This window comes from Paraburkholderia sediminicola (assembly GCF_046027825.1).
Classification (GTDB): Bacteria; Pseudomonadota; Gammaproteobacteria; order Burkholderiales; family Burkholderiaceae; genus Paraburkholderia; species Paraburkholderia sediminicola_D.
In genome coordinates this window covers 1-20,093 of record NZ_JAQQDU010000130.1, presented here as the reverse complement: position 1 = coordinate 20,093, position 20,093 = coordinate 1, and the positions used below count along the sequence as shown (strand labels likewise).

At 62.5% G+C, this 20,093-nt stretch carries 18 protein-coding genes; 4 read left to right on the top strand and 14 right to left on the bottom strand.

Annotation, left to right across the window (positions count from 1 at the left end; translation table 11 throughout):
- The first annotated feature begins 289 nt into the window (after positions 1–289).
- A complete protein-coding gene (locus PQQ96_RS38325) occupies positions 290–889 on the top strand; it encodes a GNAT family N-acetyltransferase (RefSeq protein ID WP_408302082.1) in 600 nt (199 codons plus the stop codon).
- A 68-nt stretch (positions 890–957) separates the two neighbouring features.
- Here the strand turns inward: PQQ96_RS38325 and kdgT are convergent, their stop codons facing one another.
- Entirely contained in the window at positions 958–1,983 is a 1,026-nt protein-coding gene (gene kdgT, locus PQQ96_RS38320) for a 2-keto-3-deoxygluconate transporter (RefSeq protein WP_408302080.1), read from the bottom strand.
- 309 nt (positions 1,984–2,292) lie between these two features.
- Here kdgT and kdgR point away from each other — a divergent pair, with 309 nt between their 5' ends.
- Positions 2,293–3,177: a DNA-binding transcriptional regulator KdgR gene (gene kdgR, locus PQQ96_RS38315; protein ID WP_408302078.1), complete on the top strand. Its 885-nt coding sequence runs from the start codon at positions 2,293–2,295 to the stop codon at positions 3,175–3,177.
- A 141-nt stretch (positions 3,178–3,318) separates the two neighbouring features.
- On the opposite strand, the gene PQQ96_RS38310 is transcribed toward kdgR, so the two are convergent.
- The 11 genes from PQQ96_RS38310 to PQQ96_RS38260 all read right to left on the bottom strand — a co-directional run bounded on the left by PQQ96_RS38310 (position 3,319) and on the right by PQQ96_RS38260 (position 16,455).
- Positions 3,319–4,140: an ABC transporter ATP-binding protein gene (locus tag PQQ96_RS38310; RefSeq protein WP_408302076.1), complete on the bottom strand. Its 822-nt coding sequence runs from the start codon at positions 4,138–4,140 to the stop codon at positions 3,319–3,321.
- Between the two features lie 115 nt (positions 4,141–4,255).
- Positions 4,256–4,684, bottom strand: a complete 429-nt coding sequence (tolR, locus tag PQQ96_RS38305; protein ID WP_408302074.1) for a protein TolR — start codon at positions 4,682–4,684, stop codon at positions 4,256–4,258.
- Position 4,685: 1 nt separating this feature from the next.
- The gene (locus tag PQQ96_RS38300; protein WP_408302072.1) at positions 4,686–5,504 is read right to left on the bottom strand and encodes a MotA/TolQ/ExbB proton channel family protein; all 819 of its coding nucleotides are present in this window, start codon (positions 5,502–5,504) and stop codon (positions 4,686–4,688) included.
- 43 nt (positions 5,505–5,547) lie between these two features.
- Complete coding sequence (locus PQQ96_RS38295) at positions 5,548–6,348, bottom strand: energy transducer TonB (RefSeq protein WP_408302070.1); 801 nt, start codon at positions 6,346–6,348, stop codon at positions 5,548–5,550.
- A gap of 51 nt (positions 6,349–6,399) precedes the next feature.
- Positions 6,400–8,037, bottom strand: coding sequence for an arylsulfatase (locus tag PQQ96_RS38290; RefSeq protein ID WP_408302068.1), 1,638 nt, complete (start codon positions 8,035–8,037; stop codon positions 6,400–6,402).
- A 118-nt stretch (positions 8,038–8,155) separates the two neighbouring features.
- Positions 8,156–9,688 carry an ABC transporter permease gene (locus tag PQQ96_RS38285; protein ID WP_408302066.1) on the bottom strand — a complete coding sequence of 511 codons (1,533 nt, stop codon included), beginning with the start codon at positions 9,686–9,688 and terminating at the stop codon, positions 8,156–8,158.
- A 151-nt stretch (positions 9,689–9,839) separates the two neighbouring features.
- Positions 9,840–12,257, bottom strand: a complete 2,418-nt coding sequence (locus PQQ96_RS38280) for a TonB-dependent receptor (protein WP_408302064.1) — start codon at positions 12,255–12,257, stop codon at positions 9,840–9,842.
- 42 nt (positions 12,258–12,299) lie between these two features.
- On the bottom strand, positions 12,300–13,376 hold the full coding sequence (locus PQQ96_RS38275; protein ID WP_408302062.1) for an ABC transporter substrate-binding protein: 1,077 nt from the start codon (positions 13,374–13,376) through the stop codon (positions 12,300–12,302).
- A 90-nt stretch (positions 13,377–13,466) separates the two neighbouring features.
- Positions 13,467–14,399, bottom strand: coding sequence for a TauD/TfdA dioxygenase family protein (locus PQQ96_RS38270; RefSeq protein ID WP_408302060.1), 933 nt, complete (start codon positions 14,397–14,399; stop codon positions 13,467–13,469).
- 376 nt (positions 14,400–14,775) lie between these two features.
- Entirely contained in the window at positions 14,776–15,618 is an 843-nt protein-coding gene (locus PQQ96_RS38265; RefSeq protein WP_408302058.1) for a Crp/Fnr family transcriptional regulator, read from the bottom strand.
- A gap of 282 nt (positions 15,619–15,900) precedes the next feature.
- Complete coding sequence (locus tag PQQ96_RS38260) at positions 15,901–16,455, bottom strand: cytochrome b (protein WP_408302056.1); 555 nt, start codon at positions 16,453–16,455, stop codon at positions 15,901–15,903.
- 704 nt (positions 16,456–17,159) lie between these two features.
- On the opposite strand from PQQ96_RS38260, the gene PQQ96_RS38255 reads away from it, so the two are divergent.
- Positions 17,160–17,552, top strand: a complete 393-nt coding sequence (locus tag PQQ96_RS38255; protein ID WP_408302054.1) for a hypothetical protein — start codon at positions 17,160–17,162, stop codon at positions 17,550–17,552.
- Positions 17,553–17,630: 78 nt separating this feature from the next.
- Complete coding sequence (locus PQQ96_RS38250; RefSeq protein WP_408302052.1) at positions 17,631–17,879, top strand: hypothetical protein; 249 nt, start codon at positions 17,631–17,633, stop codon at positions 17,877–17,879.
- Positions 17,880–18,090: 211 nt separating this feature from the next.
- Here the strand turns inward: PQQ96_RS38250 and PQQ96_RS38245 are convergent, their stop codons facing one another.
- Both PQQ96_RS38245 and PQQ96_RS38240 read right to left on the bottom strand, forming a co-directional pair.
- Positions 18,091–18,339 (bottom strand): hypothetical protein, encoded by a 249-nt coding sequence (locus PQQ96_RS38245; protein ID WP_408302050.1) that lies wholly within the window; start codon positions 18,337–18,339, stop codon positions 18,091–18,093.
- 237 nt (positions 18,340–18,576) lie between these two features.
- A complete protein-coding gene (locus PQQ96_RS38240) occupies positions 18,577–19,749 on the bottom strand; it encodes a 4-hydroxybenzoate 3-monooxygenase (RefSeq protein WP_408302048.1) in 1,173 nt (390 codons plus the stop codon).
- Between the last annotated feature and the right edge of the window lie 344 nt (positions 19,750–20,093).

Genomic DNA, 20,093 nt, shown 5'->3' with positions numbered 1-20,093 from the left:
CTACGGTTCGGAAGGCGGTCCGGAAGCCATGGAAGGTTATCTGGTCACCAAGGCGGTTTCGGTGATGGCGGTTTAAGACGCCGAAGGCCGTAAGGTCGTAAGGCATTTAGGGCGAGGTTTCCAACCTCGTCTGCCTGTTTGATCGCTGTGTCAGGTCCGCGAGCGCTCGTTCGCGGACTTTTTTATTGCACCTCGCGCCTTGAGTTCGCCTTAACTCGCCGCTCATTCACTTCGTTCAGACATTTCTTCGTTTTATGATGCCAGTTCATACAACGAATCCCGCTTCACGATGAACGATACATCCGCACACCTCATGCAACCCACGCTAACAGGACAGGCGGTCGAGCTCAGACCGCTTCAGCAGGAACACTCACAGGCATTGCTCGACGCCGCAGCGGACGGTCAGTTGTGGAATATGAAGTTGACCGTGGTGCCTGGGCCTGAGACCGTCGACAGCTACATTGCGACCGCGCTCGAAGGACGCGCGGCCGGCACCGTGATGCCGTTTGTGATCGTGAGGCGCGATACCGGCGCGATTGTCGGCAGCACGCGGTTCTGGAAGATCGACCGGGTGAACCGGAAGCTTGAAATCGGCCACACGTGGTTGGGCGAATCGGTGCAGCGCTCGGCGGTGAACACCAAGGCGAAGTACCTGTTGCTGAGCCACGCATTCGAGGCGATGCAGTGCGTGCGCGTGCAGTTCACGACGGACGCGCTCAACGAGAAATCAAGAGCAGCGATTCTGCGGATCGGTGCGAAACAGGAAGGGATTGTCCGGCACGAGCGGATCATGCCGGACGGGCGTAAGCGCAATTCCGTGCGCTTTAGCATCATTGATGACGAGTGGGCGGAGGTGAAGGCGATGCTGGAGCGGAAGCTGGGGCGCTGAGATCCGCATAACTTAACGTTGCTCACTTCACTCCGTGCTCAAGCATAAATCAGCCTCCCCGCACCCTATCAAACGTGCACATCCCGCTCACTAAGCGGCGGAGGCGGTGGCGTTGTTACCGCCGCAAACTCCTCAAGCAACGCATCGCGCGCATGATGCCGACGTACCCATAACGCAGTCAGAATCGGCACCAGAATCGCCGTCACGAGACAAGCCGTCGCGACCATCGCCGTCGCGGCCGGCACCAGCGGCTTGAAGCGCGGAATCATCTCGCCGATGATCGCCGGATTCGCCACCGCGGCCCCCGCCGTCGACGAAGCCGCCAACCCCGCCGCGCCATTGCCGCCCGCGATCCAGCGGTCCGCGAGAATCAGCGGAATACCTGTCACAACGATCACCCCGAGGCCCAGCACGACGCCCGGCAAACCGCTCGTGACGATCACATTCAGGTCGATGCCGTTACCGAGCGCGAAGCCGAAGAATGGAATCAGCGGATGCACGCAGCGGCCAAAGAACTCGCGCAACTCGCTATCCAGGTTACCCAACGCAAAACCGATCAGGAACGGCAGCACCGCACCGACGAAAAGCCGCGGTTCGAAGAACGCGACACCGGTCGCGCCGAGAATGATCATGCTGACAAGCGGCCCCGATTCGATCGACATCAGGACAAACGCACCCGCCTCCTCCTTGCTGCCATATTGCTGCATCACCGCGGCGTAGAGACCGCCGTTGGTCATGTCCATCGACGTCGTGATCGCGAGCACCGAGAGACCGGCGAACAGCCCCGCCTTGACGCCGTCGATCGGGATGAAGTGCGAAGCGACCAGCGTCGCGATCCACGCCACCACCATTTTGGTCACGAGCAGCGTGCCCGACTTGCGCAACACGACGCCGGTTGCCCGCAGGTCGATCGTCGCGCCCATGCAGAAGAACCACACCGCCAGAATCGGCACGGTGCCGGTGATCAATCCATTGGTGAACGACCCGAGGTATTTCCCCCCGCCCGGCGCAAAGGTGTGAACGCAGGCGCCAAGCAGCAACGGCACCAGCATCAGGCCGCCTGGAATGCGGTCGAGGGCCTTCTTGAGCTTCATGTCTCCTCCGTGGACTTTGCGTCCGGTTGTCGGGGTGAATCTCCGGCGGTAATGTCCCGTTCTTGCGCCGGGCGACTCCCTTTCGGCGCAATATAGCACTGGGATAGGAACGCCGTTCCGTTTCTTATAAACTTCGTGCCGATCGTTTACCCTCGAATTATTCGGGGCCATTACCGGCATTGATGCGGCAGTGCAATATTTTCGGACCGGCGTTCCACATACTGGATTCTGCGCTACAGTCGCGAACAAACCGGTGCCGTAATACCGTGCGGCTTGCGACCGGATTGGCATCAACAGGGAACGACGGAAATGGCAGCAATGGGCAGGCAGCGCAGAGACGACGACGTCGCACATCTGCAAGAAGCGGACAGCGCGGGCGGCATGGCCAGCGACAGAGGCGAATCGGCCTCATCGATCGGCCGGGTCTTCGCGATTCTCGGCGCGATCGGCGACAGCGGGCAGATCGGCATCAGCGAATTGTCGCAGCGGCTCGGCATGTCGAAGACCACCGTGCATCGCGTGATCCAGACGCTGAAAGCGCTCGGCTACGTCACGCAGGAAGTCGAAACCGAGCGCTACCGGCTGACGATCCGCCTGTTCGAACTCGGTGCGAAGGCACTGGAGAGCGTCGATCTCGTGCGCGAAGCCGACGTCGAGATGCGCCGCATTGGCGAGGCCACGCGCGAGGCGGTCCACCTCGGCGCGTTCGACGAAGATGCCATCATCTACATCCACAAGATCGATGCCGACTACGGGTTGCGGATGCAGTCGCGGATAGGCCGCCGCAACCCGTTGCATAGCACGGCGATCGGCAAGGTGCTGCTCGCGTGGATGGACCCGGCCGAAGCGCGCACCGTGCTCTCGCACGTGGAGTTTCGCAAGTCGACGCAGAAATCACTGGTCTCCGCCGACGCCGTGCTGAGCATCCTGCCGCGCGTGCGTGAGCAGGGCTTCGGCGAGGACAACGAGGAACAGGAAGAAGGACTGCAGTGTCTCGCGGTGCCGGTGTTCGACCGCTTCGGCCGCGTGATCGCCGGCCTGTCGATTTCGTTTCCGACCATGCGGTGTGGCGCCGACACGAAATCGCACTACGTCGCACTACTCAAGCAATCGGGGCTCGCGATCTCGACGCGGCTCGGCTATCGCGAGGCGACGGCGCCGGAGCAAGCAACTGTCGAGCAGGGTTCGGCTTAAAACACGAAAGCGCCGCAAAGGCGACCTCAATCCGGCGCCCATCGGTCTCGCACGCACGTCGCGACGCAAGGTGCTACTCACCATGGCACACGGCGCGCACCCTCCGCCAACACAAACCGGCCCGAACACGTCGGGCCGAATTCACCAGGCAAAGCTGCCCAACTCGATTTCCCTCACCGGTGCATGCAACCTGGCATGCCCCGTTTCGTCGCCAAGCAGCGCCTCAGTAATCGTCTCGCGATACACATAGAAGTCGTAGCTCGAACGGCTGCGCGGCCGCGGCAGCGCGATCTCGACGACGCTCGCGATCGTGCCCGGCCGCGGTTTCATCACCACCACCCGGTCGGCGAGAAACACGGCCTCGTCGACATCGTGCGTCACCAGCACCGTCGTAATGCGCTCACGCTCGCGAATCCGCAAGAGTTCATCCTGCATCTGATGACGCGTCAGCGCGTCGAGCGCGCCGAACGGTTCATCGAGTGTGAGAATGCGCGGACTTGCCACAAGACCTCGCGCAATCGCCACGCGCTGCGCCATGCCGCCAGAGAGCTGATGCGGCAGCGCGTCCTCGAAACCTTGCAGGCCAACCAGCCGCACGGCTTCCGCGACGCGCGAACGCGCCTCCTCCTTGGGCACATGCTGGGCAGCGAGACCGAGCGCGACATTGCGTGTCACCGAGAGCCAGGGGAACAGCCGATGCTCCTGAAACACGATTCCACGCTCGGCGCCGATGCCCCGCACCGGCGCACCGTCGACCAGAATCTCGCCATCGAAATCCGCATCCAGACCGACCAGCAGCCGCAACAAGGTCGACTTGCCGCAACCGCTCGCGCCGACGATCGCCACAAACTCGCCCTCGGCGATATCGAGCGAAAAATCGCGGATTGCCTCGTAGGCACGGCCATTGACATCGAAAGTCCGGCCGACGCGCCGGAACGAAACAGCCGGTTGCGGATGACTCATCACAGACCCTCGTGAAACGTTTTCATAGAACGACCTATTCCCGGCCCCGTTGGCGACCTCATTGCGCACCTCACTGCGGACCTCATTGCCACTTCCTTGGCACCGCGTTGCCAACTCATTGCGCGCCGGCCGGTTCAGACGCCAGCGCGATCTTCGTGAAACCAGCCTCGTTGATTTCACCCATCGCCTGCAACACGTTCCCGTATGGCAGACCTTTATCGCCGCGAATCTCAATGCGCCGTTCATGATCGCCCGACGTTTCGCGCGTCAGCGTGCCGACGAGTTGCGCGCCGCTCACCTGCGTTTTATCGACATACACCGACCCGTCACGCTTCAGGCTGATCGCCACCGGCGGTTTGTCCTCGCTAAGCGGCTTGGCCCTGGCAGTAGGCAGATCGACTTTCACGCCCTGGGCCATGAGCGGCGCGGCCACCATGAAAACGATCAGGAGTACGAGCATCACGTCGACAAGCGGCGTCACGTTGATCTCGCTGACCGGCGCGGCAATGCGTCCTGATTGCGCGGATGGAATGCGGGCGGCCATTTTAAGCACCTCCGGTAACGGTGCGAACTGCGGCGTGCAATTCGGGGCGCGCGTGCTTGTCGCGAACCGCATGCTCATGAGACGCGTGGTCGGTCGGAGCGTGCTCGGCATCCACGACAAAGTCCCCCGCTTCCAGTTGCCGCGACAACTGCACTTCGACGAGACCCGTCAACGTATCGAGCCGGTTCGCATACGCGTTCAGATCCCCCGACGCGCGGTTGTACGCCACCACCGCAGGAATCGCCGCGACCAGCCCGAGCGCGGTGGCGAACAGTGCCTCCGCAATGCCCGGCGCGACCACGGCAAGACTGGTGTTATTGCTCGCGGCGATCCCCTGGAACGCGTTGATGATCCCCCACACCGTGCCGAACAGGCCGACGAACGGCGCGACCGAGCCGACCGTCGCGAGTACCGGCAACCCACGCTGCAATTGCTCGATCTCGACGCCGCGCGCAATCAGCGCGACCCGCGCGACGCGCTCCTTGAGGCTCTCGCGGCCCGACTCGCTATGCTGCAAGCCCTGCCGCCAGGTTTCGCGCCACTCGCCGACCACGGCGCGATAGACGCGGGCAAACGGATCGTCGGCGACTTCGCCGAGCGCCGTCGCGAGTTGTGCAAGCGAGCGCTGCGTCTGCAATAGCTCGAGCCAGCGCGCGGCGCGCCTTTGCAACGCACGAAAGCGAAACAGCTTGTCGACGATCACGCCCCAGCTCGCCACCGATGCCAACGCGAGCAGCACCATGATGGACTTGACGATCAGATCCGCTTGCGCGAACAACTGCAGCGGCGAGAGATGAGCAGCAACATTGGCAGGGTTCATGGCAGTTCTCCAGGATGCATCACACGGTGAAGGTGAAGCAGGATCAATCGGTTAGTTGATAGACGATCGTGCCGGCAAGGCGGTAGGCGCTCGCACCGAGATCGGGCGGTTTCGGAAACGGCGCAGCGGATCTGATCGCTTCGCGGGCAGCGTCGTTGAGCAGGTCGCTGCCCGAGGGCGTGATGTCCAGATGCACGACGTGTCCTTCCGCATCGAGCGTGAGCTTGTACGCAATACGGCCTTCCTCGTGACGCAGACGCGCGGCACGTGGGTAACTGTCCGCGGCATAGCGGTTGATTCGCTCGAATACTTTCGCGACGTAGTCGCTCGGAATGCCGTTGGTGTCGATCACGCGCGGCTTCGACGGCGCCGGGGTGTCAGTGGCGACAACGGGCGCCGCAGGTGCCGCAACGGGTTGTGCGACGCTCGGCGCATTGGCGATAGCCGGTGCGGCGGACGGTGTGGGCACCGCTTGCGTGTCCGGCGTGATAACCGGCGCAGCGTGCGTCACCGGACTCGCATGCTGCGGCTGGGGCGAAGCCTGCCTCACCCTTTGCAGCGGCGGCGTCGGTTTGAGTTGCTGCGGTTGCGCCACCGGCTGCGTGGGTTGAGGCGTCAACAACGGCAACGGAGCCTCAGGCCGCGTCAGCGTCAACTCGATGGTCCGCGCCCGCGGCGGCGGCTCCGGTGCATGCGACCACACCAGATACAGCGCGGCAAACAGCGCACCGTGCAGTGCCACCGACACCGCCGTCCCGGTCCGCGCATGACGACGCCTCGCGCCACGATGCTGATCGGCGAACGGCGCCCCAGGCGCGGATTCGTACAACGTTGATGTGCTCACGTGGGACTCCTCCTAAGCGGTAGTGGTAAGCGCGCCGTCATCGTCACGAACTCACCCGAACACCCGTGAGACTTCCTGGACACCGTTTTCCACGACGTATGCCTGCCAATGGTCCAGCAACGCGGCGAGCTTTTTCGGTTCATCGCCGGCACGATCGCGGGTTTCGCCCGGGTCTCGCGCAAGGTCATAGAGTTGCCACGCGCCCGGTCCGACCGGTTGCGGAATGAACACCGCTTTCCAGTCGCCCTGCCGCACTGCGCGCATGCCGAACAACTCCCAACCGGTTACGCGATGCGCGTCGTGTACGGCATCTGAAGTGCGATTCAGATACGGCAGCAGCGAGGCGCCCTTCGGCTGCGCGACCGTGCGGCCCTTATACGTGCTGCCCGGATGCTTCACGCCCGCGAGCTCGAGCACGGTCGGCCCCACGTCCATCACGGTGGAAAACGCGGCGCCGATCTCGCCCTGGCGCGCGAGCGCCGGATAATGAGCGAACGCGACCACGCGAATCCCGCCTTCGGTCGTGAACGCCTTATAGAGCCGCGACGGCGCGGTCGCCGCCTGAGCCCAGCGCGGTCCATACCAGACATACGAATTGCCCCGTCCCACGTTAGGCAGGCTGTTGTCGTAGTGGTCGCTGATGAACTGCTGCAGGTTCGGGCCGAACACCGGCAGCGCTTCAAGCAAAGCGCCCTCCGCGCCGTTATCCGACAGGAACAGCACGAAGGTATTGTCGAGTTCACCGGTCGCCTTCAAATGCTCGATCACGCGACCCACATTCCAGTCCAGACGCTCGACCATGCCCGCATAGACTTCCATCGTGCGTGCCGAGAAGGCCCGTTCGTCGTCGGTGAGCTGGTCCCATTCGGCATTGCGCGCGACCACCGGATGCGCTTCGACGTTCTCACCCAGCAAGCCGAGCGCACGCTGTTTGGCGAGACGCTCCTCGCGCAGCGCATCAGGCCCGGCCGTATAACGGCCGCGATAGTGCTCAACGGTTTCAGCCGGCGCCTGCAGCGGCCAGTGCGGCGCGGAAAACGGCAGATAGGCGAAGAACGGCCGGCCGTCGTCGGGACGTTCATCGAGGTATTGCAGCAGCTTGTCCGTGAACGAGTCGGAGGAATAGAAATCGTCCGGCAGTTCGTCGACGAAGCGGTCGTCTTCCACGTACAAGGAGCGTGTCGAGCGATGCAGACGTGGTTGCTCGGCATCAATCGCGACGGGTTCGAAGCCATAATGATTCGCCGCGCCCGGCAGCAGCGCGAACGAACGCTCGAAGCCGCGCGCCGCGGGTGCGCGCTCCAACGTCAAACCGAGATGCCATTTACCCGCCATCGTCGTGAAGTAACCGGCATCGCGCAGCAGTTCAGGCAACGCGACCACACGGTCGTTCAGATAGCCCTCATAACCCGGCTTCCCAGCGAGTTCCGGCGACAAGGCCTCAGCCATTGTGCCGATGCCAGCGATGTGATGATCGGTACCAGTGAGCAGCATCGAACGGGTCGGCGAGCAGGCCGATGCCGTGTGGAAGTCCGTGAAGCGCACGCCTGCGTGTGCAAGCGCGTCGAGGTTGGGCGTCGCGATCTCGCCGCCGAATGCGCCGAGGTCGGAGAAGCCGAGATCGTCAGCGACGATCACGAGGAAATTGGGGCGCTTCGATGGTGTACGCGCTGCCGGATCAGAAGACATGGTGTTCCTTGATGAAGAGTTCAGTCAGAGAGTTCAAATCGCAATTGAGTATTGAACCGCGCTAGAAGCCGCTGTTATGCCGCCGTTACGCCATCGTTAGGCCGCGACAAATCCGCTTCTAAAGCGGCCCGCGCCAACGCGTCGCCGACGCTTCGAGCCGTCCGCCAAGCCAGCCGAACAGCGCACCGAGCACACCGACCACCACCGCTGCGCTCAACAACCGGTCCATGCGGAACAGTTGCTGCGCATCGAGCATGAAGCGGCCGATGCCCGCGCCCGACGGCATGAAATACTCCGCGCCGATCGCGCCGAGCCACGCGTAGACCAGCGCGAGACGCAAACCGGCGAACACACCCGGCACGATCGCGGGCAGAATCAGCCAGCGCAGCCGTTGCGCGAAATCGAGCCGCAGCGTCCGCGCGACTTCGGCAAGTTGCGGCGACAGGTTTTCGACAGCGCGAGCGGTCGCCACCACCATCGGAAAGAAGGCGGCGAGCGCAACAAAAATCACCTTCGCGAGATCGTCGATACCGGCCCACGCGGTAAGAAGCGGAATCCAGGCGAAGATCGCGACCTGCCGCAGTGCGGCGAGCGTCGGGCCGACGCTACGCCGCAGCGAAGCACCGAGGCCGAGCGCAAGGCCGGATAGAACACCGATCGTCGTGCCGAGTGCGAGCCCTTCGATCGAGCGCAGCAACGTATGCAATAGCGGGATCGGCAGCTCACCGCTTCTGATGTCCTGCCAGGTACTTGCCAGCACAACCAGCGGCGCGGGCAGAATGCGCGGGTCAGCCCAACGCTCGTGCGAGGCCATGCTCCATACGAGTATCGCGACCATCGGCAACAATGCGCCATAGCCGTGTGCGAGCCAACCACGCCTTGCATGCGTGACATGCTCCGCCAACGCGACGCGCGGCCAGCGAACCACGCGCCGATCCAAAGCATGAATCCCGTAGTCCATCGTGAAGCCGACCATACCGATCACGGCGATGCACACGAACACGATGTCGAGCTGGAACATCTGCCGGCCCCACACCATCAGGTAGCCGATCCCTTCGGACGACGCGAGCAGTTCGACCGCAATCAGCGTGAGCCATCCTTGCGACAGCCCGAGACGCAGCCCTGTCAGAAACGGCGGCAGCGCAGCCGGCGCGATCAACAGACGCACGGCCTGCCCGCGCGGCAAACGCAACACCCCCGCCATCTCGCGCAGGCGCGGCGGCACGGTCCGCACGCCGAGTTGCGTATGAATCGCCACCGGCACCAGCACGGCCTTGAAGATCAACGCCACTTTCAGCGACTCGCCGATACCCAGCACCACCATCAGCAGCGGCAGCCACGCAAGCGTCGGAATCTGAGCGAGCGCGTAAAAGCTGGGCGCGATCACTGCATCGACCGTGCGGCTCGTGCCCATCGCTGCGCCGAGCAGCGTGCCACCCAGCACACCCGCGGCGAGACCGATCGCGAGGCGTCTCAAGCTGATGAACAGATCGGCCATAAGATTGTCGCCGAGCAGGTCAGCGGCGGTTTGCCAGACCAGTTCGGGTGTCGGCAAGATCTGCGGCGACATCCACTGATGATGCGATGCGAGCCACCACAGCGCATACAGCAGCACCGGCAGCGTCCACGCGGACAGGCCACGCCAACGCACTGCGCCTGCTCCACGCGGACTGCGCGTGCGATGCTCAGCCGTCGAGCGCGACGGTGCTGACAGCCACCACGACAATCGCGTCGGGGGCTGATTCGGAGTGGATAGAGTCGGTCTCAAAGTCATGGTCCGTGAAGAGCGGCAGCCGGGCCGCTCAATAGTCGTAGCGCAGCGTTGCGCCGAACATCCGTGAGTCGCCCACCGAAGCCGTGTACGCGCCGTTGTAAGTCGCGAACGAAGCGAGGTAATAGCGCTTGTCGAACAGGTTGCGCGCCCAGATCGACAGGTCCCATTGATGGCGCCCCGTGGCCAGGCGCCAGCCGGTTGCGATATTGACGATGCCGTAGCCCGGCAGCTTGCCGTACTGCGAATCGTCGAGCGTGCCGTACTGATTCGACCGCAGCGAGTAAGCGGCGGCGAAGTATTCGTCGACGTCGTGCGCGAGGCGGAACTGGTACTGCGCGCTCAGGTTCAGGATCCAGCGCGGCGCGCCGGCCACCGGTCGGCCAGTCAGGCTGCAGGTCGCTTTGGGATTCGGAATCGCCACTTCCGACGGGCACGGCGCGTTGTCATACGACGTGTACGTCGCGTCGATATACGAGGCGTTGAGTCCCAGCGTGAGATTGCGGATCGGCATCGCACGCAGATCGATTTCTGCGCCACGGCTACGCACGTCGGCGGCATTCGAGAGCACCGAGATGACGCCGGTGGGCGTGCCGACGAGACTCGTCGCCTGATAGCCGCTGATCTGCGTCCAGAACAGATTGGCGTTGACCATCAGGCGGTGTTCGAGAAACTCGCTCTTGATGCCAAGTTCGGCGTTGTTGGCGCGTTCTGGTCCGACGATCAGCGAATTCGCGCCTTGTGTGGGCGCGGACGACACCGCCATGTTCACGCCGCCCGACTTTTCGCCGTGCGACAGCGTCGCGTAGCCCAGCACATCGGGCGCGATTTTGTAGCCGAAGTTCAGGAGCGCCGACGGACTCACGTTCGACAGATGCAGATCGCCCGACGCATACGCGCCGATCACGCTGTTGCGCACCGCCTGCGCTGCTGGCCCCAGCGTTGCGCCACCGATAGGCGCATTGCGGTTGACGTCGGCGCTTTTCTCTTCATACGTGCCGCGCACACCCGCGGTCAAATCGGCGCGCGAATCGATGTGCCACGTGCTCTGCGCGAACAGCGCGAAGCTGTTGGTCGTCATGTGCGCGGGCGCCGTCGAGCTCGTGTTGTCAAGCGCGCCTATATCGTGGCCGAGGATCACCGCGTCGGCGTCCGGGCCGTAGTACGTGAAGGTGTTGTTGTTCAGTTGCTGGTAGAAATAATAGGCGCCGGTCACATAGTCGATCGGGCCGCCGGTGGGCGACGCCACCCGGAATTCCTGCGAAAACTGATGGTCGTTGACCGACACACCAGTGTTGTAGATCACCGGCTTGTTCAAGTTGTCGTCATTGGCCGGTTCGAAATTCCAGAAACGGCCAGCGGTAATGGACGTCAGCGTAAAGCCGCTCGGCAGCGTGTCGTTCACTTCGACCGACAATCCCCCCTGATGCACGCTCACGTGCTGACGCGAATCGAGATTGACCTGGTAAAGCGAAGGATTCGTCACGGGCGATGCCCCGACCGACGCCGCTCGCGAGAGGAACTGATTCACTCCGTTAATCGTGGGGCCGAGACCGTACAGCACCTGCGTGCCGTAGCTCGAGTCTTCGGTGTTGTAGTCGGCGATCACGCGCACGTTCAGATCGCCGGTCGGCTTGAACAGCAATTCGCCGCGACCGCCTTCGCGGGTGCCGCCGTTCAGTTGCGAACCGGTGTAGAGGTTCTTGATGTCGCCGTCGTCGTGCGTGCGGTAGAGCAGCAGACTGCCGGCCAGCGTGTCGGTAATCGGACCGGACAGCGAGGCCTTGGTTTGCACGTAGCCGCGCTGCCCGATCGATTGTTCGAGTGACGCTTCGGTCGTAAAGGTCGGCCGTTTGGTGGTGATGTTCAGAATGCCGGCCGTGCTGTTCTTGCCGAACAACGTGCCTTGCGGGCCGCGCAGCAATTCGATCTGACTAATGTCGAGCGCGTCGAACACCGCCATGCCGGGACGTCCCAGATACACATTGTCGAGATAGACGCCGACGCTGCCTTCGAGGCCGTCGTTCGCCGGATTGTTGCCGATGCCCCGCACGGAGATGCTCGACTGTCGTGCATGGATATACGCGACGTTCGTGCTCGGCAAGGTGTTCTGCAAATCCTGCACGCGGTAGTTACGCTGCGCTTCGAGTTCGTCACCGCTCACGGTCGAGATAGGCGCCGGCACTTTCTGCACGTTTTCCTTGCGGCGGCGGGCGGTCACGACCACTTCCTTCAATGCCGCTGGGGCGGCTTCAGTGCCCGCTTTGGCGGCGGAGCCTGCGGTCGCCACCGTACCCGCTTTGGCGGCCGATGCTGCCGCCGGCGCAACAGCTTTGGGACTCTCCTGCACGGCGGGCGCCTGACTCACGCCTTGTGCCCAGGCAGCCGTTACTGGCAACAATGCCGCGGCCATTAAAGTCAAACGTCGGTGGGTTTTATTGTTTTTCATTGAGGTGTTTTTCTTGGAGCGCGAGGCGCCTTCAGCCCGTGATCAGATCGACTTGTCGGCCTGGCCGAAGGTGCGGTATGCCTGCCAATGATTCGTCAGATTGAGCTCACGTAACGCCTGGTTCAGATACGTGCGGTCCACCCACTGATCGACGTCGAACGGACGGCGAATCAGCCCCTGTTGCTTCGCGGTATCCACGTCGCGTTTAAAGGCGTCGACGAAATAGGTGTCCAGCAGCGGCGAGAACGTGACCGCCGGATCGCTCGACGCAAGTTCATTGCGCCAGACCGTGGCCGGCACATCTGCCTGGCTCTGCTCCAGTGCGATATAAGCATCGAGGTTCTGTTTATCGGAAAGCCATTGCGACGCTTGCACGACGGTGCGCACGACGCGCGTCGCCAGGTCCGGATGCGCCTTGAGAAAATCCGACGAAGTCACCAGCCCCGCCTTCAGTGTGCCGACGCCCTGCTTGCCCTGCGTGCTCACCGGCACGTCCGCGAGGCCCTTGTCGCGCAGCACGAACACGCCGGACGATCCCCACAGCGCGTCGATGCGGCGTGCGGCCAGTGCCGCGGCCGCGGCATTCGGATCGAGATTGACCACCCGGAAATCGCGTTCATTCAGGCCTTGCGCACGCAGCACGCTGTCGAACGACAGTTGCAGCGCGGTGCCGCGAAACACGGCCACCTGCTTGCCCTTCAATGCGTTGAGATCAGTCAGGCCCTGCCCCGGCACAACCGCGAGAAAGCCGTTGATGTCACGGCCCAGCGCCGCGATCAGCCGCGTATCCAATCCGTTCGCCCGGCCGATCACGCCGGCCAGGTCGCCGAGAAACGCCAGATCGACCTGATGGTTGGCGAGCGCTTCGTTGATCGCCGGGCCTGCGCCCTTGAAGAAAGTCCAGCGCACTTCCACACCGTCCTTCGCGAACGCCTTGTCGAGCAGCTTGTTGACGTAAATCACATCGACCACGCCACCACCGGCCGGCTTGGGCCCCGCGCTGATGTCCGGCACGGCGATGCGGATCACCGTCTGGGCAGCGACAAAGCCGGGGGCTGCGAGCAGCCAGGTCAGTGCGGCAAGCAACAACGGCTTGGCCCATTTGATCGAAAGGTTCATGGGTTCTCCTGGCGTTCGTGAGGATGGATGGAGCAGGTGCGCGGGCTGCCTGACGCAAGCAGTGTGAGCAGCGATAGCGGCCCGCGAGATTTAAGCGGCCTTCACAGCCGGATTCGGTACGACGCTGCGAGTAAAGCTGCGGCGACCGTCGACGCTGACCGGCACGTCGCCCTTCAGGGTCACGCGACGCACCACGCGGTGAGCGTCGCCGTAGTCGTTGACGGCGTAGTGCTGGGTTGCGCGGTTGTCCCAGATCGCGACGTCGCCCGCCTGCCAGCGCCAGCGCACGATGTTCTCGAGACGCGTCACATAGGCCTGCAGCAACTCCAGCAAATGCGCCGACGCACTCGGCGTGAGCCCGACGAAACTCTTCACGAAATGACCGAGAATCAGCGTCTTTTCGCCGGATTCCGGATGCACGCGCACCACCGGATGCTCCGTCTCGTAACGTGTCGACACGAACACATCGCGATAGCGTTTGAGCGCTTCGGCGTCCCGCCCGCGCTCGCCGACGTTGGCGTAGTTCGCGTAGTCGTATTCGTTGCTGTGCACGGCCCACAGTTGCTCGGCGAGCGCCTTGAGCGGTGGTGGCAGATCGTCGTAAGCGGTGGCAGTGTTGGCCCATACGGTGTCGCCGCCCACCTCCGGAATCGTCACGCCACGCAGAATCGACGCTTGCGGATAGGCATCGACGAAAGTCACGTCCGTATGCCACGAATTCGCGCGGCCGCCGCGATGCGAATCGAGTTCGAGCAGATAGTCGGTACCGTCGACCACCGGCACCGTGGGATGCGAGACGGGTTCACCCAGCAGCTTGGCGAAGGCTTCCTGATCGGCATCCTGCAGGTGCGTCTGGCCGCGGAAGAAGATCACCTTGTGGCGCACCAGGGCGGCGCGAATTGCTTCGACCGTTGCCGGTTCGAGCTGACCCGACAGGCGCACGCCGCGAATTTCCGCGCCGATGCGGCCGGTAACGGGGTGAATGTCCAATGCGTTGGACGTCGCGAGACTGAGATTCGACATGCGGTGCAACTCCTAAGTTTGAGGACGAGACAGGTCAGCGCGCCTCGGGGCACGCGGGGCGAAAATCTTTATCTGAAGGTGGCTGTGCTTCGAACCGGCTGAGGGCGAATCCGCTCAACAGCGGGTCGGTTGAATCAACACGCCTGCAAGGCGCAGCACGTTGAACGCGCCGGACAGAAGCGCCGACACGACGACGCCCACCACCACGCAGAGGGTGGTTCGCGGCGAGCGGCTGGGTCAGCGGTATGGAGATGAATCAACACTTGAGTGGCTCTGTCTGCTGAATCGATAAGCCATTATCGGCAGAGTGGGCGCCGCGAATCTATCGCGCTTTGGACACTTGATAGAAGCGCTTTTTATATCGTTATCAGTTTTCTCACGCGGCGTCGCTGACTTCCCGCAGTGCCTCCAGATCGATCACGGTAATCCGGCTATAACGTACGTGCACGATACCCTGCTGCACAAGCCAGCGCAGTTCCTTATTGATGCTCTGCCGGGACGCGGACAATAACGCGGCGAGGTCCTCCTGCGACAGCTTGATCGTCAGCTCCACGCCCCGCTCCGTTCTTTTGCCGTGCCATTCGGCAAGCCTGAGCAGCTGATCCGCGAGGCGCGCGCGAAATCCGGCCAGCGCCGTCTTACCCATCCGGCCGTGCAATGCACGGCTTCGCAAGCAGATCAGATCGAGCACGTTGCGCAGCAACGCGGGCTCGCGGGCAAACAGTTCGAACAGTGCGCCACCGGGAATGTGGAACAGCGTCGTCGAACCGTGCGCGCGCTGGTCGTGCATCGAGCCGCGCCGGTCCATCACCGGAATAAAGTTGATGACCTCGTTCGGCCACATATACACCGCCACCGCGCGCGCGCCGGCCGAGTTGGTCCAGCTCATTTCGATGGCGCCGGAGAGGACCACCTGGATGTCGTCGCACGCTTCATCACGCGCGAAGATCAGCTCACCGTTGGTCCATGTGCGCAGTTGACCGGCGTCGCATAACGCGTCGATTGCGTGTGCGGGCCAGCTTGTCAGGCAGGGATTGGCGGTGAACGCTGCGTGGATCGCATGACGAACGCCCGCGTCGAGCGAGCGGCCGTCACGCCGCGACGAGAGCAACGGCGCGGGACGCGCGGGAGCAAGCCCCACGGATGGCCGCCCCGTAGAACGCGCGATGGCCGGCGGTCCTGCGGCGTCCAGGTTGAATGCTTCGGTAATTGTGCTCATGGCTGACCGGCAAGAGATTCGGTTGGACTTGAATGACTGACAAGCAGTCGATCGTCCGATCTAACCAGTGTTAGCGGCGCGCGTAAAAGACTTGTTTTTTATGTGCTTATCACACGTTCGGGTCTGGCGACGACGCGCGGATGCAATGACGTCGAAATCGCCATGATCCAGGCATCTGGAAAAGCTATTGATGGGCCCGCGCCCGCCTCAAGAAGACGGCCGGCATGCTGGCGGCACACAGGTCAACGACAGGACGTGACAAGCGGCTAGCGCGCTAATGGGTCACGGCAGCATCCGCTGCAATGTCCGATCCTTGAGCACGAAGCGATGAAACAACGCAGCCGCGATATGCAGCGCGATCAGCGCGAACAACACCCAGGCCAGATACCCATGGATGTCGCCCATTTCATGCCCCACTGGCGAGTCGACCGCCGAGATGCTGGGGTAAGGCAACACGCCGAGAAGCTTGACGGACCATCCGCGCGATGACGCATTGGCCCATCCGAGCAAGGGCACAACTACCAGCGCCAGATAAAGAAGACCGTGCGTGATGTGCGAAACGACACCGAGAAAAGGCGAAAGCGATGCCGGTGCGGGCGTGTGCGTGAGACGCCAGACGATTCTCACCACCACCGCCGCAATCAGCGTTGCACCCACGCCGAGATGCCACGCGATCAGACCGTCTGGCCGCGTGCCCTTATGAATATCCGGCATGGTCCAACCGATCACGAATTGCGCAGCGATCAATAGGGCCACCAGCCAGTGAAGAAACCTGGCTACGCCGTCATAGCCTGATGCGTAGCGCGAGAAACTGGCCGGGTCCGATCTCATGATCATGTGAATGTTTTAGCCGCAGTTGAACCCCCGGATGGAGGGCACGTACCTGCGCCGCGAATACATAAACTCCAGGCGCAATAACTCAGCATGCTACGGACCAATCCTTAAGAAAAGCTGATGCCGCGCCCGACGATCACCTTCATCTACATGAGGCGGCAACGCATCGGCAGCCACGTAGAAAGTGCGATCAGCGATCCATGACGCCAACTCGCATCCGGAGTCTGCAACTGAATGTATCCGTCCTGCATACGCATCGCGATATGCCACGCCGTGCATGTTCCATTTGTTCATACGCGTGCGCACCGACCTGTCCGAGCACACCGCATCCACGAAGGTCCGGCATTTTTCGTAGCGCGCTCAACGGTTTGCCCGCTGATTTCTCGCCAGCGGAACGGCGAATCGCAGCGTTACACCGTGTCCCGACGTCGTGTTGTGTCCCTGGCCGGCTAACGAAGAAATCGACACGTCCTGTTACACACGAACACACCGGTAATCCCGCCGCTCAGTAGAGTTCGATCACACGTAAAGGGAGGGCAACATCATGAAACGAATTTTCGCGCTGGTCCTATTGGCCGTCACGCTCGGAAGTGCATTGGGCGGTTGCATCGTCGTGCCAGAGGGCGGTTATCACTATCACGAACATTACTAAGCGTTGCCCGTGCAGCGCTGTTCACACTCAATCGTATAACCCGAGAATAAAAAACATGAGTCACTCACGAAGCCGCTGGCTGTCCATCGCGATCGTTGCAGGTCTGGGGATCGGCGCATCTTCTGCCGCGCTGGCGCACGTCGATGTTGGTGTGAACATCGGCATTCCGGGGGTGGCCTACGCGCCCGCCCCGGTCTATGCCCCGGCTCCGCCTGTCTACGCTCCCCCGCCGCCGGTGGTAGTCGTGAGTCCGGGCTGGTATGGCGAGCGCTATTACGACGGCCACCGCTACTGGGAACGACGCGAGTGGGAGGAGCACCATCATGACCGCGACTGGCATGACGCGCGCGGCTATCGCGACGGCCCGCACGGCGACTGGCACGACCATGGGGGCGATCACGGCGATTGGCACGGACATGGCGATGATCACGGCGGGGGCTATCACTAACGCCTGGGCCGTGGCGGCGTCACTGACGCGGCCGGCCCGCGCCGGCATTTGCGCCACCCCTTTTGCAGGAGCGACGATTTGCTACGCAACGACCCACGGCGTGTAACGGCACGTATCGACGGCACGATCATTTCCGCCGAATACAGCGAACAGACCGGCCAATTATGTTTGCGTCAGGACGGTACCCTGCTGCGCGAATGGTTTCCACCTCATTCGTGGATCGCGATTGCGTCGGTGGCCGGCGCGCGGCACTGGGGGACGCGGCCTTCTGACGAAGACCTTCATGCGCTATTGCGCAACGAGCTGACGCTATTACGCACGCCGTAAGCGCCTCATCGGCATGCCATCACGTTCGCATCCCACTCAAGTCGTTGGAATCAGCGGCAGCGGATCTGCATGCGGAAAGAACGCAGCAGCAGCGTCGAAAGAAAAAAGCCGGTCACCGGAACATGTCCGTGTGACCGGCCTTCACCATTCAACTCGCGAGATACCGGGCGAGCCAGGCAGCGCCGCAATGGCCGGCGTGCTGGTTTTGTCCTTAACGTGCGTTGTAGATCGGCGGCGAATACGAGCTGACCGTCGTGTCACTGCCGCGGCCCGCTTGCCACGTGCCGTGGCTGCCTGAACCGTAACCGCTAGTATTGGCCTGAGGCGTACCCTGCTGTCCGGAAGCTTGCGCTTGCATGCCCTGCGCGTTTTGCGCGGCGGGCTGATTTGATTGCGCAAACGAAGCGATCGGTGCGGCAAGAACAAAGGCAATAGCAACTGCTTTGATGAGCGATTTCATGAAACCACCTCCAGAGAATGTCTTTTACGCGCTGCAGATGTACCGTGTTGTGCAGTCGATAAAGACAGTCTAGGTGTGGATCAGACGCGGATAAATCCTCCATTCCTGAATTCACTGTTGCTTTTGACACCACAATGGCACAAGCCCGCCCATCAAGGGTTTGCCGGGGTGCGCCGGGCTCGGCAGGATTCGTCTGATCAAAACATCTCCGGCGCGCATTCTATAAACGCTGGCTTCTTATACCGCGGCGACACCCACGTAGTTCTCCGCCATCGCGGTAGCCGCCGCACGCGACGTGGTCACGTACTCGAGCTCGGCCACCTGCAGTTGTTGCTCGAATGGCGAGGCGCCTTCAATGCGGTGCATCATGCTCGTCATCCAGTACGAGAAATGCTCCGCACGCCAGACGCGCTTGAGCGCGGTTTCGCTGTACCCGTCGAGCAGATCCGTGCGATTTTCGACGTAGTACGCGTTCAGCGCCTGGGTCAACACCCGCACGTCGGCAACAGCGAGATTCATGCCCTTGGCGCCGGTGGGCGGCACGATATGCGCTGCGTCGCCGGCGAGAAAGAGCCGGCCGTGCTGCATCGTGGCCGACACGAAACTGCGCATGCCGACAATGTTCTTCTGGAAAATCTTGCCGTCCACGATGTGCTGGCCGTCGTGCGAATCGACGCGTGCGTGAAGCTCGGCCCAGATTCTGTCGTCGGACCAGTTATCCACCGAATCCTTCGGATCGCATTGGAAATACATGCGCTGCACGTTCTGCGAGCGCGTGCTGATCAGCGCAAAACCACGGTCGTGTCGTGCGTAAATCAACTCCTCCGATGACGGCGGTCCTTCGCACAGAATGCCGAACCAGCCGAACGGATAGACGCGCTCGAAGTCTTTGCGCAATGCCTGCGGAATCGATGCACGCGACACACCTTGCGAGCCGTCGCAGCCGATCACGAAGTCACATTGCAATTCGCGCTCCTCGCCTTCGTGGCGATAGCGGATCGACGGCTTATCGGTATCGATGCCGTGCAGCGATGTGTCCGTCACGCCGAAACGCAGCTTCCCGTCAGCAGCCAGGCGCGCGGCGACCAGGTCCTTGATGACTTCGTGCTGAGCGTAGACCGTGATCGAATGGCCGGTGAGTCCGGTCAGGTCGATACGGCGCCGCTTGCCTTCGAATGCCAGTTCAAAGCCGTGATGCAGCGCGCCCTCAGCCCTCATGCGCGCGCCGACGCCGGCCTCGGTGAGCAGATCCATCGTGCCCTGTTCGAGCACACCGGCGCGGATAGTGGATTCGATCTGTTCGCGAGTGCGCGATTCGAGTACGACGGAGTCGATGCCGCGCAAATGAAGAAGATGGGAAAGAAGTAGGCCCGCGGGGCCCGCGCCGATGATGCCAACTTGGGTGCGCATGAGTTGTCTCCTGAATGCGGGGTTAGATTTGCACTCAGTTTGACGATGATGCCTTGTATCGCGCAACGCGATATCGTGGATATGCTGTATCTAGTTTTGAGATAGAAGGCCTGTCCACTCGAAGGGCGCAGGTGGGCGCAAATGCGCGCTAACCGCTACCAGACGGCGCTTGCGGCTTGATCAATCGATGACTTCTGTTCCGCACCGCCCGGCGCGGTATCAAGGTAAACCCCGAGCCATTGGCAAACCATCCCGGCAAGGGGTTCGTGGCGCGCCGGGTGCTTACCGCTCGCCGCGCCCACGAGTTAGACCGCGAGTTGTCGCGAGACAAACGGCTCGGCTAC